The 16,495-nt window shown below is 41.3% G+C and carries 9 protein-coding genes; 1 reads left to right on the top strand and 8 read right to left on the bottom strand.

Annotated elements, in window-relative coordinates:
* Window positions 1-92: 92 nt before the first annotated feature.
* Complete coding sequence (locus FZF08_RS14645) at window positions 93-1,565, bottom strand: OmpA family protein (protein WP_159469986.1); 1,473 nt, start codon at window positions 1,563-1,565, stop codon at window positions 93-95.
* A gap of 258 nt (window positions 1,566-1,823) precedes the next feature.
* On the opposite strand from FZF08_RS14645, the gene FZF08_RS14640 reads away from it, so the two are divergent.
* On the top strand, window positions 1,824-2,879 hold the full coding sequence (locus tag FZF08_RS14640) for a hypothetical protein (RefSeq protein WP_159469984.1): 1,056 nt from the start codon (window positions 1,824-1,826) through the stop codon (window positions 2,877-2,879).
* Between the two features lie 69 nt (window positions 2,880-2,948).
* Here FZF08_RS14640 and FZF08_RS14635 read toward each other — a convergent pair whose 3' ends face one another.
* The 7 genes from FZF08_RS14635 to FZF08_RS14605 all read right to left on the bottom strand — a co-directional run bounded on the left by FZF08_RS14635 (window position 2,949) and on the right by FZF08_RS14605 (window position 16,463).
* Window positions 2,949-4,043 carry a hypothetical protein gene (locus FZF08_RS14635; RefSeq protein WP_159469982.1) on the bottom strand — a complete coding sequence of 365 codons (1,095 nt, stop codon included), beginning with the start codon at window positions 4,041-4,043 and terminating at the stop codon, window positions 2,949-2,951.
* Window positions 4,044-4,166: 123 nt separating this feature from the next.
* On the bottom strand, window positions 4,167-5,354 hold the full coding sequence (locus FZF08_RS14630; protein ID WP_159469980.1) for a histidinol-phosphate transaminase: 1,188 nt from the start codon (window positions 5,352-5,354) through the stop codon (window positions 4,167-4,169).
* A gap of 55 nt (window positions 5,355-5,409) precedes the next feature.
* Window positions 5,410-6,963, bottom strand: a complete 1,554-nt coding sequence (locus FZF08_RS14625; RefSeq protein ID WP_159469978.1) for a M20/M25/M40 family metallo-hydrolase — start codon at window positions 6,961-6,963, stop codon at window positions 5,410-5,412.
* Window positions 6,964-6,980: 17 nt separating this feature from the next.
* Window positions 6,981-10,016, bottom strand: coding sequence for a DPP IV N-terminal domain-containing protein (locus FZF08_RS14620; RefSeq protein ID WP_229216537.1), 3,036 nt, complete (start codon window positions 10,014-10,016; stop codon window positions 6,981-6,983).
* Between the two features lie 270 nt (window positions 10,017-10,286).
* The gene (locus FZF08_RS14615) at window positions 10,287-11,744 is read right to left on the bottom strand and encodes a SusD/RagB family nutrient-binding outer membrane lipoprotein (RefSeq protein WP_159469976.1); all 1,458 of its coding nucleotides are present in this window, start codon (window positions 11,742-11,744) and stop codon (window positions 10,287-10,289) included.
* A gap of 51 nt (window positions 11,745-11,795) precedes the next feature.
* Window positions 11,796-15,407 (bottom strand): SusC/RagA family TonB-linked outer membrane protein, encoded by a 3,612-nt coding sequence (locus tag FZF08_RS14610; protein WP_229216536.1) that lies wholly within the window; start codon window positions 15,405-15,407, stop codon window positions 11,796-11,798.
* A gap of 36 nt (window positions 15,408-15,443) precedes the next feature.
* The gene (locus tag FZF08_RS14605) at window positions 15,444-16,463 is read right to left on the bottom strand and encodes a FecR family protein (protein ID WP_159469974.1); all 1,020 of its coding nucleotides are present in this window, start codon (window positions 16,461-16,463) and stop codon (window positions 15,444-15,446) included.
* Between the last annotated feature and the right edge of the window lie 32 nt (window positions 16,464-16,495).

The raw sequence follows: 16,495 nt of genomic DNA, 5'->3' as shown, positions 1-16,495 counted from the left end.
TCGGAATTGACAATAGTAATCATGAAAAAAATAAAGTAATACAATTGTACAAATTGAAAATTAAGCCGGATTAACTTACTATCATTCAGACTTCACCGCACAAAAACAATTTCCACCCTCCGGTTTTTCACTCTAAGTTTTGGGTCCTGACCTGTATAAAGACGCTGCGTATCGCCCATTCCTCTGGTTAGTATTCGGGCAGGATCAATCCCTTTACTGACCAGATATTGTTTGACTGCCTTTACCCTGTCTACTGATAGTATTACATTTTTATCCGCCGGACCAATCTTGTCTGTATGGCCTCGCAGCTCGATTTTCAGATTCGGTGCCGACTTTAAGTAATCCGCCAGCGAATCCAGTTCACCAAAAGATGCGGGTAAAATGCCGGACTTTGACTGCTCGAAAAACAGATGATTTAAAACAGCCGGTTTTTCAATCTTTGCTATTCTGTCTGTCTTTTCTATTGCTTCTGTTTTTTCAACCTTTACCACTTCCTCCACTTTTTTTACTTTTGGCGTAAGGGAAAAATCAAAGGTACCAGTGGTATCGCTAACATATTTCTCCGTGAAATAATCCTGATAGCCAGCCACCCGGATTTGAAACCGGTAAACCTGATTTTTTGTCAACAAAACAGAAGTCATTCCGGAACTATCCGAAACTATTTCGGTACTCGATATGGCTTTATCTGTGATCACAACCGGCGCAACTATCTTGTTAAAAGTGATCTTGTCAAACACGCGAAACGATACTTTAACCTTGCCCGCCGGCAACGGTTTTTTTGTTAAATCCATGGCATAAGCCCAGATATTGGCGAAAAGAATATCATTTTCATTATTGATAGAAATACCCGGAGAAATTCCGCCGAGCGACGTGAGAATATCCACATCACCCAAGATGATATCGCCCGTTACTTTATCATAAGCCACCGACGTATTGCCTTGTTCGTTTTTTGAAAGTATAACCGGCGCACCGCCTTTCAGCCAGCCAATGGCATGTCCGCCTTGTACAAATCTTGAAACTTTTCCGAAAGGACCATCAAAAATTTTAGTTTTTTCCCCTTCAGCAGTTGCCGTACTTACTTTGGATTCACTGTCCATTCTTTCGTATCCCCAAACAGCCGCATGTGACTCACAAATCACCGCCAGATTTTCCTTTTTCTGCAAAGACCAATCCCGGATCGCGTTTAACTCGGAGACTTTTATGACATCCGGACTTTGCGGATTGTAAAACATACCTACAAAAACGGCACCGCAATTAGCCATTGAAATCGTAGCCGACGAAATCGGGATATCTTTCAAGGCAACCAGTTCCACCTGCTGTTTTACAATTCCTTTGGTGCCAAAATTATCGGTATTTAAAAGTTTTGACGCGCCGCTACCCGCCATATACTGCCCGTCAAATGTGTATCCGTGATCCTGATACGCTGAGCGGGAATCAGGAATGTAACAGACACGAAGGGTTTGTGCACTGGCGAGATTATTCAGACAAAATAAACAGATTACAATCTGCAAAAAGCAATATCTCCCCAAAGTGATGCGTGCTTCACCTTTAAGATATATTTTCATTTGTTTTATCACAGACAAATATTTCAACTTAGTATAGCATTTTTAAAAGACTCACCTTGTATAAAAATAGTTAGAATAAATGTGAAGTTCTTACTTTTCTTGTAATGTCAGGTGTAATTAAAACACTAGACTAAGAGTGAAAATAGCTTCATTTGAAGTAAAAAAAGCTTATTACAATAGTTTGATCATAATCTGTCCACAGAAAAAAAAATGTACATTTGATTAATTGAGAGTTACAAAAACCTAAATCCTAAACAAATGCCATCAAACGAATTTAATGAACTTCTTAATGAATTTTCACAAAGATGGACACCTGATAAAGTTTACAACATTACCTTAAAAGAATATGTTGGACTCGAAAACCAGGATACGTTTTGTCAATGGATTGAAACAAAAACTAGGATATTAGGAAGCATCAAGGGAATGACATCAATAAAATTTGGAATTTATGAAAGAAAAGATCAAAAAGATAAACCGAAAAATTACACAAATGATGACAAATATTCTTGGTTAAAAGGCTATGGAGATAGCAGAGAATCAGCTTTTGAAAATATAAAACAGGACATTCTAACAATCATAAATTTTGCCAATGATGGAAAATTCAGTGAAATAGATCATATCCTTTTGCCTGATATATTTAAATGGAAAATATCATTTTTATATTCTAACGAAAGACTTATACCAATTTTTAAACGAGATGTGTTATTTAGAATTGCCAACTATTTCGGTTTAAAAACCGATAAAACCACAACAATTTCAGAAATTCAAAATTTGATGATCTCTAATAAGCCTGCACACTTAAACGTATATAACTTCATGAGGCAGCTTTTTGATCAGTTTGGAGATGATGGAGACAAAAAGGAAATTGTTGACACGTTAAATCAAAATAGAAAAAAGAGAATATCAAGAATAGCGGCAAAAGATAGAAATACTGACACGCAGACAAGGCTAGTTGCCGGTTCCTACGTAGCAGAACAAAAACACAATAAAATACAGAAAGAGCTGGAAAGATTGTTAATAAGCCAATTTGGAAGGGAAAACGTAATACTTGAAGAAAATCATGTTGATGTTAAGGTAATTCAACCAAATTACATAGCTTTTTACGAAGTAAAATCTTCCTCCTATCCGGCAGAATGTATAAAGGAGGCATTAGGACAAATATTACTTTATTCCTTGAACGACAATGACAAAAGGCAAAAAAAACATATTGTTGTTGGTCAATATCCCGCAAATGAGAGCGAAGAAAAATACATTAATTTTTTAAAGGAAAATTTGAAACTTGAATTTGAATATCAAAGTATAAAAATAGAATAGACCAAAAAGAAATTGGGATCATAAACAAAATTTACCATCCCCATTTCTTTGTTAAAAAGTTTATTCAATTCATGCGTTAGACTTTTTTAACGCAAACCGCACAAAAAGATTTGGTAATGAACCCAAACCAATAAGTATTATACCAGTGATAATTAACGTACTAAGATGCGTAAACATAGCACCGGTTGACAAAATACCAAGAATCAAAATGGTAGAAAAAGGTAATGAAAAAGCGAGAAGCAAGACAGCCAGTTCCATATCAAAAGTCCTTTTTTCTCTTGCTAAACCCATGGCATCTTCTCGAAGATTAAAAGCTGAAATGTGCGCCAAAGGCCAGAAACTCGCTGCACTTAACGGAATAACAATAGCCAGTAAAATCATGGACTGGTCCGTAATATTCATAACAAAAATCATGGCTGCACTGATCAGCATGGTACTGCCTGCACGGAAAAGCAAAATACTGGTTACAATCGCTTTTTTTCCTTCTTTTAGCTGTACGGCGAGGCCGATAAATAGCAGCACAAGCGGAGTCATCATCGCACTTGTTTTATCAAAAATCTCAGTAATAAAAAAAGGCAATGTTTTGTAATTAATACCAAAACCAAGAAGAACCAACGCCAGAATAATCAGCACATTGATTGGCTCCTGCAACATATTACCAAAAAGACTTTTTAGCTTCCCTCCCATTTTGGTTTCTGTATCGTGGCTGTTTTTCAAAAACATATTCATCGCCAGAATGTATAGCGAAATAAGTACGAAAAACTTGTTTCCAACATCAGCAAGTGCCGCAATCGCCAGACTTTTTTCACCTAGAAATTCAGCGATAAACGGAAAACAGGAAAGTCCGGGTGCTAATGAAGGAATAAGCATTAACAGCGTACGACCTGTTGGACTGTTCTTTTCAATCCCAAAAAGTGCAAAAGCTAATGGCGCAGAAAAAAACATCAGGAAATTAAAAACCAATGTTACCAACGGAATAATGATCATGGACGAATCCACATCAATTTTCATCAGTGAAATAAAAATCGTGGAAGGCAAAGCAACGGAAAGAATGATTTCCTTGATGCCGTTCGTCTGATCCTTACTTTTGAATTTCCCCCGAAGAAGAAGTCCCAACGCGATAAGTAATAGAAGTGTAATGGTTTTTTGTAAGGCGTCACTCATAATAAAACGGGACTAAACCGGAACATTAACCGGTGAATAAAAAGTTAAAAATAAAATGGCTGGCTTTGAAATTGCAGTTTGAAAAACAATTAAAAAACCAGCCATTGATTTGCCATTTTAAGCTTAGCTAATTGTTCCAAGCGCACTTACGAAGCTCTTCATTTCGTCCATTGTACCGATACTAACGCGGCACCAGGGTTTATTTTGAATATCAAATGAGCGCACAACAATTCCCTTAGCAGTCATTTTAGAAAGCATCTCCTTGCCTGCGATTTTGATCGGAAAGATCACGAAATTGGTATAAGACGGAATATATTTGTAGCCCATTTTATCAAGATTAGCATACAAATAAGTCTTCGCTTCGTGGTTCAGTTTGCGGGTCATAACCTGGAATTCACTATCATCCATAGCAGCAGAAGCCGCTGCAATTGACGTGTAAGAAATCCCCATTCCACCCCGTGTGATTTTTTCAATTTCAGCAATAAATGCTGGCTGAGCTGCCATGTATCCAACGCGGATTCCAGCCATTCCCATGATTTTGGAGAAAGTACGCGCCACGATCACGTTTTTGTTTTTTTGAAGAAGCGAAACCATACTTTGTGTATTCGCACCAACGGCTAATTCGATGTAAGCCTCATCAACGAAAATCGGCACTTTTTCAGAAACCCGCGAACAGAAATCCAATAGATCTTTACCTGATGTAATGGCTCCGGTCGGGTTGTTGGGATTGCAGATATAGACAAGTTTTGTATCCTTATCAACAGCAGCTTCCATCGCTTTCAAGTCGTGCGAATGATCTGCGGTTACAGGAACTGCTTTCCATGTTGCACCAACAGATTTCGCAACCTGAATCAGCGACATGTAACAAGGATCAGCAGAAACGATATTTCCACCATGCATGAAAAGTACCAACGCCACTTTTTCCAAAAGATCAGAAGAACCAGGTCCCATCATGATCGATTCTTTGGAAACGCCTTCTTTTTTAGCGATTTTGTCAACAAGATCAAACATTTCCTGCCAGGCATAACGGTTTCCGCCAACCACAGAATCACAAGCTGCTTTCTGGGCAGACTTTGGCGGACCATATGGATTTTCGTTGGAGCCCAGACGGATCATTTTCGAAAGATCCGGTTTCTTGTCAAGAAAATGCTCGCGAACCATTGGGCTGCGGTAAATACGGTTTTCAGGATCAAGGGTTAAAGGCATGTCTGCGAATGCACCACCAAAGCTCATGTGAGGAGCGAGTGTCATTCCACCGATGGCCATTAAGCCTGATTTCAACAAATTGCGACGGTCGATTTTCTGATTCATTTTGTTTGTTTTAAACGTTAGAAACTTTTGTAAAGATTTTGAAATCAACTAAAAATCAGATCGGGGTAGTCAGAATTGAAAGGCAGGTTTTGATACCCATTCTCAAATTGCCAATCCGAAGATTTTCATTTGGACTATGCTGATTGTTATCCATATTCACCATCGGTACAATGACAGCGGGAACGCCGAGCGTCTGAATAAAAGGAACGACAGGTACTGAACCACCCATAATCCGTATAATAACAGGCTGTTCCGTAAAATTTTCAGTCACCGATTTTCTCAGCCAATTGCCAATCGGTGAATTAACTTCTGTACGAAAAGCCGGACTTCCCGCTCCGCCTCCACTCATGAAAACCAGTTTTTTGTGCGCCATCCGTTCGTGTTTTGTAGGTAGATGATCGACGACAGTATAACCTTGTTTTTCAATGTGTTTTTTAACAAGTAAAGTCATGCGCGCGCCTTCGGTTTCCGGTACGAGACGGATTCCAAATTCAGCCAGAGCTTCCTCCGGGATAATTGACCCGCCACCTTTTCCGGTAACAGCCGCTTTTAATCCACGTATGTTAAGCGAAGGATACTGCATGGATTCCTGATAATTCTTACCCACTTTTTCCGCTTCTGCAATTTGTAAACGGTCGTTAATTTCAGGAAGATTATCAGGAACCGCGGCCATTAATTTTACAGCTTCGGCATCGAATTTAATCCCATCATAAAACCCATCAACCAAAACTCTTCCGTCATCATCTTTCATGGTTGAAATGATTTTAGCAAGACTGAATGTTGGATCGGGAGAATAATTCCCAAAATGTCCGCTATGCTGCTGGGTAATTGCGCCGTACGTCGTAAGTGAAAAACCAGTACCGCCACGACAGCCGAAAGTCAGTGTTGGCCGGTTCGTTGCGTGCATCGGACCATCCATCACAATCAGGAAATCTGCCATTAGCTGGGTTTTATATTCAGCCAAAGCAGCTTTCAATCCCGGAGAACCTTTTTCTTCTTCACAATCCAAAACTACTTTTACATTAAATGGAGGTTGCTGATTTTGTGACGCCAGAATATCCAGTGCCTGCAAAAGCATCACGATCGGGCCTTTGTCATCCGAGGTGGAACGGGCGAAAATCCGCCATTCATCATTGATTTTACCGTCTTTCAGCAAATTCCAGTCAATTTCTTTAAAACTCCTATCCGCGCTTTTTTCTTTCAAAACCGTCACGTACGGATCTTTCTGAAACCACTCAGTCGGGCGGACAGCCTGTCCATCCAAATGGAAATAAAACAAAACCGTTTTGGTGTTTTTTGGATATGTTTTTTCGGCTGAAAAAAGAGGTAGTTTTCCCGTTTTCAAAATCGCCGTTTTAAAGCCGCGTTTAGCAAATGCCTTCTCTGACCAGGCAAGATTTTTATCAATATCCTCGGCGACAAGCGCATCATTTGGAATTGAAACATAATCTTTAAGTTCTTCCAAAGCCGGATACATCAGTTTTGCAATAATCGCATCACTTTTTTCTGCCGGGATTTTCTGAGCACTTAATCGTCCGCTGATTACCGATAAAGCAAAAAGCAGAGCTGCCGTAGCCGTTGTTGATTTTTTTATTGATTTGAAAAACATCGTATTTCGGGTAAGGATTAAGGCTGTTTTAAAAGATCTTCCAGTGAGAAAAGAATACCGTTTTTCATCACATGTTTCACATTCCAGGCATCTTCAATCTTTACGAGCGGGTCGCCATCAACAATCACCAAATCAGCCAATTTTCCCTTTTCAATTGTTCCAAGATCTTTACTAACACCAACTGCTTCCGCCGACCATAACGTAGCCGAGCGAAGCGTTTCGAAAGGCGAAATTCCGCCGTCAACCCAGCATTGAAGCTCGGAATGCAAACTCATCGCATAAGGAATAAAAGGACTGTCAGTCCCGGCTGTAACTCTTGCGCCGCTTGCAATCAGGTTTTTAACTGTTTTTTGAATCGTACCAAAATTGGCAAGGTAACCAGGAAGCATTTTCTCAATTTGAGAAGCACCATCTTTCAACCCTTTTCTGAATTCCTCGGAATAAAAAACCTTAAACTGCTTGTTTTCATAATAGTTAGGATCCTTTGCGGCCATGGCATAAAATCCGCCTTGCAACGATGCCGTCGGTGTGATATTCATTTGAGATTTTACCAAAAGTTCTGTTACATCCTGATAAGTGAAATTCATTTGGGAAATCTTTGGAGAATATCCACGGCGACTGGTTCCACCGATATGTTCAACCGCATCAACGCCATACCGCATGGCAGGAAAAATCTCGTGAGAGGAAACGGGAATGCCAATTTTATGTGCATAATTGGTAACACGCTGTTGTAAAATATCGGGCATCCGAACGTAGGTTTTCATCATATCATACCCAAGTCTGGAAGCACGTTCAAGTTCCAGATCAAGCTGGGCTGTTGAATGTATGCTATTGGCCAAACCGTAATAAATCCGACTTCCGTCTGTCAAACCACCTGTAAAAAACTCACGAGGACCAGTTAACGTTCCGGCATCCCAGGATTCTTTTCTTTCCAAAGCATCATACGGATCTGCACCGGTTTCTCTCAATGAAGTGATGCCGTAAGAAAGCCATAAACGGCCCAATTTCGCACCCGCCATCGCGTGTTGGTGCGTGTGCATTTCAAAAAGTCCTGGGATAATCGTTTTGTCAGAAGCATCAACCAGTTTTCCTACACGACCGGCTTTATGCGGAAGGATTTCCTTGATACGGTTTCCTTCAATGATGATATCTACATTTTTGACATACTCCTTATTTCTGCCATCAAAAACTTTCCCGGCATGGATCACGATCGTTTCTTTTGGCTGCTTGTAATCCCACTTGAAATTCATTGGAATTGATTCAACCGCGCCATCAGAAACCCGGATTTGTTTGATCGTATCGGTAGCCATATAAACCAGCGTTTTTGAATCGGCTGTCCAGCTTGGGACTTCCGATAATTCATGCGTTAAGCCTCTTGGTGGACCTACAATCGTTCCGGAAGGATCGACTGCAATGATCCAAAGCAAACCATCCTGCACATAAGCCATCGATTTTCCATCCGGCGACCAGGCTGGTCCGTTTTTAGCGCGCATTCCCAAAGAACGTTCAGCAACCGGAGACACAAAACGATCCGGTTTTTTGTCAAGCGATACCAATAAAATTTTATTAATTCCTTCACGATACCGTGTAGAATAAACTTCCAAACCTGAAAGAGCAATTGTTTTTGAATCAGCCGACCAGCTTGGCTGACTTGGTACAAAAAGGGATTCGTGAATTTTTTCAATCTTGCCTGATTTCACTTCGATGGTTTGAAGTGTCCCTCTGCCCCAGGAATTTTTAGAATCTGCCTGGTAAAAAGCTATTTTAGTACCGTCGGGTGAGAAAACCGGATAATTAATATCATATTCTGTTTTCGCCAGCTGCGTTTGTTTTCCTGTTTTTACATCATGCAACCAAAGATTCATTGCGCCAGAACGATCTGTAAGGAATGCTATCGTATTTCCATCAGGTGACCATGTTGGATCTGCTTCCAAAAAAGCATCTTTGGTTAACTGTTTTGGCGTGGTAGTTCCTTTTTGTAAAATCCAAAGATCACCCAGTGCAGAAAAGACGAAACTTTTCCCATCTGGCGAAACATTCAATCCTTTTATTCCTTTAACCGTTTTGGGTTTTCCACTGTTGAAATCATATGTTTTTCTGGTATAAGAAGCTTTTGTTACGGTAACAATAGCTTTAAAAGGAACAGCCTGACTGGTTTTTTCACCTACTTTCACGCGCTTGATTTTACCGTCTGCACTATACAAATATTCTTGTGCTGATATCCAGCTGGTGCGGAATGGAAATACGTCTTCCAATTTTGGTGTCAACGTATTGGCAATACCTGTTGAAACTTCAACATCTTCCAGACTACTGAAACCGCCGGTAAATACATTAAAATAGATATGCGTTCCATCAGGATTGAACGAAGGCCCGGCAAGTTTCGCCGCATTTTTTACAACCAGTTTTTGGGATCCGTCTGCATTTAAAAGATAAATTCCGGGTGCTGTTTTGCGCTCGGATACAAAAGTAATTTTACTTCCATCGTTCGCATAAGCAGGAAAATAATCATTAGCAGGATCGTTAGTCAGTTGCGTCATGTCTCTGGTTGAAAGATCCATTTTCCAGATATCGTAATTTCCTCCGCGGTCTGATGAGTAAACCAGAAACTTTCCATCCGGCGACCATTCAGGCTCACGTTCATCAAAAACCCCAAACGTTAATTGTGTCAATCCCGAACCATCTTTGTTAACAGCCCAGATATGGTAATATCCATCACGAAAAGACTGAAAAGCGACACGGCTTCCATCCGGCGACCAGCGTGGCTGGCGATCGTCTCCCATACCATCGGTCAACGCTTTTGCATCACCGCCAGCAATTGGAATGCTCCATATAGTTCCCTGAATATCAACGGCAATGAGCTTTTTATCAGGAGACAAATCGGTGGACATATTGGTACCTTCCGTTAAAGTTACCTTGATGGAATCAGCAGCAACAGCTGCGCTAACCTGATTTGAATTGAATATCAAAGCTCCCGAAAGCACAGTAAATGCAAGGAAACGACTGATGTATTTTTTGTTTGAAAAAGACCTGGGTAACCGTGCGGCTTTTACCATTTTGTACTGATTTAATTAGTAATTTTTAATGTTGAACAGGTTGAAATGGATATTTGAAAATCGATTTCATTTTTGGCGAGTAGTGGTTTTGTTATTGCGGTGCACTGCACCTTTAACCGATTAACTTCTATAGCTCATTCTATAAATATTATGGTGCTCTGCACCTTTAAATCAGGTGCAGAGCACCATAATAATCATATCTAAACGCTCCATTAATTTATCTTTTTAATATTTCTCAGGTTCGTCATATTCATTGTTTCCATTCAAATTTCACTTCGCATTTACGGCTGTTTTGACAAAAACACCTGGTACCGGATTTGGCGCACTGGTATTGGAGTTTACTTCCGCTTCACTATAAATCATTCTTTCTGGAAGTACCGATCCTGCACTTGGCGTAAGTTTCACACCGACTGACTCTGTTCTGGTACGTCGAAGATCGTTGAAACCGATAATCTGTCCGTTGAAAGTAACGTAACGTTCCAGCAAAATTTCTCTCAGCAAAGCCTGATCCGCCGTGATTCCGTCTTTGTTCAACATACCGCCTGATGCAAAATCTTCTGTTGCGTAGGCTTCATACTTGTATTTGAAAGTTCCCGTTTTATAAGTCGCATCCAGATCTCCGCCTGCATTCAGGTAAGCGCGGTAAACATTCAGTTTTGCCAAACCGGCAGCAAAACCAGCTGTACGTGCTTGTGATTCAGCGGCGGTTAAAAGATTTTCAGAATAAGTAACCATTGGATATGGAGCCGACTGACCAAATAATCCGCGGGAAGTTGTCGAGCTGTTCGTATTTGGCGAAACAGGAATCGCTACCCCGGTAGTGCTCACTGTAATAAAATGATGGTTATAACGGGCAGTTTCATCCGTTTTTGCATTTCCTTTGTAAGTAGTACTGGCAGGGTTCAAAAACTTTGGAGCCAAAGCAAGTGAAGAATTAATATCACCCACGCGGTTTCTCGCGATGAACGCATACATCAGGTTTTCATTTACATTCAGCGTTGTTCCGTGCACCATCATCCAGGATCTTGCAGCCGTAGTAATGCCTTTCTCGGCAGCAGTAGCGGCCGAAGCATATTCTTTGGTCTCCATATAGTAACGGGCTTTCAAAGTATATGCAGCTTCTTTCCATTTGGATGCATCACCCGCAAAGTGAATGTCTGCAACTCCCGGAGAGGTTCCTATGCCTGATTCCAGATCGGCAATTGCCTCATCGAGCAAGGCCTGCAATTCTCCATAAACCTGAATTTGCGGCTCAAAAGCCGGGTTTGGAAACTTGTTAATATCAGCAGCTTCTTTCAAAGGAATATCGCCCCAGCAGGCGACAGCAGTTCCAAGTGCATTCGCCTCTGTGATTTTAGCAATTCCCTGAACGAGTCTGTTATTGGTTGCCGCCGATTTATCAATAACCAGTTTCATCTGTCCAACTACACCCTGATAAACAAATTGCCAGACATCATTGAAAGATGCTCCGGTGACATTATAGCTGTAAATATCTTTGTACTGACGGTCGGTTCCGGTGAAATAACCTGACCACATCGAAGCAACGCGGGCAAGGTGACCTTCCTGCACTGATACATTTCCGAGCTGGGCACCCGTCAGCAATAAAGTTGCCGATGCATCAGTAGGGTTGTTAAGATCCGTGTTAAGATTATCGACCATGGATTCGCAGGATATCATTCCTGCCATCAGGAAAAGCCCTGCCATCCTGATTATTTTAGCTCTTTTCATTGTATGCTTTGTTTAATATTTTGGGTCAAATGAATCAGTTAGTAACGCTGATCAATAATTCACTTTCAGAGAAAAGATGTAGGATCTTGTTCCCGGAGAATTGAAATAATCCATATTACGACCAGCCGGTGTGCCAGACAAATTGGTGTCAGGATCGATCCCTACCACTTTTGTCCACAAGAAAAGATTACGTCCTGTTGCCGAGAATTCGATCGACTGAAGTTTGGTCAGCTTTCTGAATTTCTCCGAATCCAGACGGTAAGAAAGCGATAACTGACGAAGACGTGTCCAGCTGCCATCCTCAACAAATTGTTCTTTTAAAGAACCAAATCCACTTCCCAGCGTTGTATACCAGCTTTCGTCCATCAACACCGGGCCTGCACCAAAATCTTTCAAATTACCGCGAACCGTACTTCCCGCTGCCAAAGTTTTGCCTGCATAATTTTTAGTATCCTGAGTCAAAGTCACTTCATTACCCGTATCTCCATGTGTTCCAAAGTTGTACATAACACCCTTTGTTCCGCTGAAATAATCGCCGCCCTGAGAAGTTTCAAACAATACATCCAATGAGAATTTCTTGTAGGAAAGACTTGTTCCAAAACCACCAATCCAATCCGGATTAGGATTGCCCACAACACCCGTTACAGGATCAGCAGTCGGGAAACCGTTTGCATCCAATTTTTTTGTTCCATTATCATTCAAAGCATATTTGCTACTCCAGAAAACTCCTGTTGGCTGTCCAACTACGGCACGTGCATCCAGGAAGTTTTCGATTCCACCTACAAGATAAAGCGATTGCGTTCCTGCAAGATCGAGCACTTTACTTCTGTTGCGGGTAAAATTCCCACGAAGCGACCAGGTAAAAGATCCTTTTTTGATTACATCATAAGTAAGATCCGCTTCCAAACCTTTGTTCTGCAATTCTGCTGCGTTGGTATATTTCGTTGCAAATCCAGTGGTTGGCGCAAGCGTTACCGGCACGAGTACATCTCTGATTTTATTATTGTAATAAGTAAGTCCCAAACGTAATCTGCTCTCGAAGAAGCGAAGATCTGCTCCGATTTCATATTCTGTTTTACGTTCCGGTTTCAGATACTGATCACCCATGGAACTGCCCTGGCTGTAAGCACCATTGCCAAACTGTGAGCCAACCAGATTGTCTCCCCATGGATTGGCTGTGTAAACTGTCGAAGAAAATACGGTATTGGAACGGTAAGGCAGCGGCTGCACGCCCACAACTCCATAAGATGCACGAAGTTTACCAAAATTGATAATCCGGTTATCTTCAATAAATTTAAGTTTAGTGAAAAGCCAGGCCACATCCGCAGACGGATAATAAAATGTTTTTTCCGATAAAGCTCCGAAAGAAGATGCAGATTCCGCTGCACCTGAAAGATTTAAAAACAAGGCGTCATATGCCGCAAAACTCGCTGTTGCGTAGCTACGGATCGTTCTTACTTCTGTTTTACGATTTACAGGTGTTCTGTTCAAAGCCGTGGCATTAGCAAAGTTTGCAGGTGCATCGGCGACCAGAAAGTTAGTAATGGTTGCTCCCAGATTACTATACTTGCGGTTGTTAATATTGAATCCAACAACAAAAGTCGAGGTAAAATTACTGCCGAAATCTTTTGTAGCACGTGCCAGCAAATCTCCGTTAACCTGTGATTCTCCCGTGATCTGATCCTGATAGGAGCCCGTTCCCGCACCGGTGATATCATTGATAGGAAAGTAATTAATCTGTTCGTCGGTATAGGTATCAAGACCGGCTCTTGCGATGATGTCCAACCATTTTGCAGGTTTGATACCCAGTTCCGCACTGTTCATAAACCGGCTAACCTCCGTGGAATTTTGCTGCTCATACAAAGACCAGAGTGCATTATTATTGGCAGGGTTAATAACCGCGCCCAGATAACTTCTGTATCCGCGTTGTCTGTTCAAAATCGGTGAAGCCGTTGGCGAAGAATAGTAACTTCCTTTATAATCCGAAATATCAAAATCCGCAGGATTACGTGCCAGACCAACCATCGCACCTGCAAGGTTGTTACCACGCTGGATTCTGTCGGAATAACTTTTTGTGTAAGCCGCACTTACTGCAAGGCGAACTACTTCATTGAATTTTCTTTCGGCATTGAAACGTAGCGTTGTACGATTATAAGTACTATTTCCACGCTGTACCCCTTTTTGACGGATATCGCCGATGCTGAAAAAGAAGGTAGTTTTTTGATCGCCACCGCTCAGACTTAGCGCATTATCATAATAACTTCCGGTACGGAAAACTTTGTCATAGTTGGACTGATTGTAAACGTCTTTTGAGTTTTTCTTGATGATCGGGTAATATTTTGTTCCATCCTCAGCCTGAAAATACTGGCCTGTCGTATTCACATCATCAGCACCACCGGCTCTGGATTCGATTTTATCTCCCCAGGCGTTGGCTCCATTAGGATTGTAGATACCGGCAGAACCCTGGCCAAATTTTCCTTGAAACGGATGGTAGGCATTAATCTGATCGGCAGAATAGGTGGAAGTAAATGAAATGTTCATCTTTCCCTCTGCTCCTCTTTTGGTTGTAATCAAAATAACACCGTTTGCAGCCCTTGATCCCCACAAGGCAGCAGCCGAAGCACCTTTCAGGATTTGCATGGAAGCAATATCATTCGGGTTGATATCATTCAAACGTGACTGTGGCGAAACCCCGCCTGAAGTTCCACCCTCTGTTGTAGAACTGATTGGAATACCATCAACAACAACTAATGGCTGCGTATTTCCGGTCAGTGTATTTTGTCCACGAATCTGGATAAACGAAGCAGCACCCGGATCACTCGATGCACGGGAAATCTGCACACCGGCAGCTTTTCCGGCAAGACCGTTGATCAAACTGGTTTCACCTGATTTGGCAATTGCTTCACCACTTACCTTACTACTTGTAGAACCCAGACGGTCAGCAGCTTCCTTGAATCCAAGCGCAGTCACCACCACTTCGCTCAGCATTTTTGTGTCGGTAGCCAGTTTCACTTCAAGCATTGCCTGATTGCCTACCGTAATATGCTGAGAGACAAAACCCAGAAAAGAGAAGATAAGCACACTTTCTTTGGAAGGTACGTTAATAGTATAAGCTCCGTCGGTATCGGTTGTAGTTCCAGCCAGCGAACCTTTGATCAAAATATTGACCCCCGGAATTGCCTCGCCTTTATCATCCGTTACCTTACCGGTGATTTTAATATCATCGGCAGCCTGACGAACGGATTCAACCGATTGCTTTAACGTTTCTGAATTTGTTTCACCAGCAGGAATAACACCTGTTGATTTGGCGCCCGACTTACCTGATTTAAAATTGCTGTCTTTTGGAAAAATCGCATATATCTTTCCGTGCTTTTTGTAGTCCAGACCGTTCGATTTGAGTACTCTGTCGAGCATCGCTTCAATGCTTTCGCCCGACATCATTTTTGAGTCTACCGGCATTTCTTTTATTTTATCACTTTCGTACATAAAATAAATAGAATGCTTCGATTCCAGGTTCCTTAGTACTTGCTGAAGCGTTTGCATTTGCCGTACTGTTGAAGGAGCCTCCTTACTTTTTGAAAAAGCCATCATCTGGGCAGAAGCCGGAGCACAAGGCCGAAAAAGACATAGCAATCCCATCAGGAATAAGTATTTTTTTTCCATTTGTTAATATTTTAATACTAAGATTTACTATAAACTTTATTGCTCTCTTTTAATCGTGATTTCTTTGTTTTGCTGATCAATTTTGACGTGCAGGATACTTTCCAGCGAAGCTAGAATATCTTCCAGATTATCTGAAGGAATAATTCCAGTCACTTTTTGCTGCGAAACCCACTCTCCTTTAATACGAACTTTTATGCCATAGGTATCCGTAATCAGCGATGCGACATCCGAAAGCGGCGTTTTATCAAATGTCCATCGATTGTCTTTCCAGGAATAAACCGAAACCGGATCGTCTATTCTGCGTATTACCAATGTTTGTTTTTTAGTTGAAAAATCAACCTGATCTCCCGGCTTCATGTGCACTACTTCATCACCCTGGCTGTATTTATTAAGAAACAGCTCAACTTTTCCTTCTGAAAGTAAAACTCCCGTTTGCTGTTTTCTTGTGTTTACATTAAACTCCGTTCCTTTTACTTCAACATTAACATCGTTAGTATGCACCGTAAATTTTGTCAGGCTGCCGTCTTCCTTTTGTTTCCGTACTTTAAAAAATGCTTCTCCTTCGAGCCACACTTCACGGTGATCAGGCCTTTGCCAGCCGCCGGGAACATCCAGCTTTGAATTTGCATTTAAGGTTACCATCGATCCGTCCGGAAGTTGTATTCTGCGGGTTTCTCCATTGGCAGTTGTGTAAGTATGAGAAATATCAAAATGGTAACGATATACTGTAAACGCAATAACTGTAAATGCAATACAGGCAGCCACCGGCATCAGCCAGCTATTAAAATAAAATGGACGTTTAAGCGGAACCTCATGTGTACGTGCCACGATATTATCCCACATTCTATCTATGACAATCTCCGAAATATTTTCGTCCGACTCCAAAGCAATTTCAAGCACCATCCGCCTGGCGATTTCAACATTTGCCATCAGTTCCATATGGCTTCCCAGCCATCTCATCCAAAAAGCATCGGTATCAATATCAGGAGAAAGAACCCATTTACAGAAAAAATCATCCGCAGCCAGGTCACTTGCTTTAAATTGGGAATAATTCATGCATAACCAATGTTTATTTTATCTTATAATTA

Source organism: Dyadobacter sp. 3J3 (genome assembly GCF_009801115.1).
Taxonomy (GTDB): Bacteria; Bacteroidota; Bacteroidia; order Cytophagales; family Spirosomataceae; genus Dyadobacter.
This window is presented reverse-complemented; position numbering and strand designations above follow the sequence as displayed.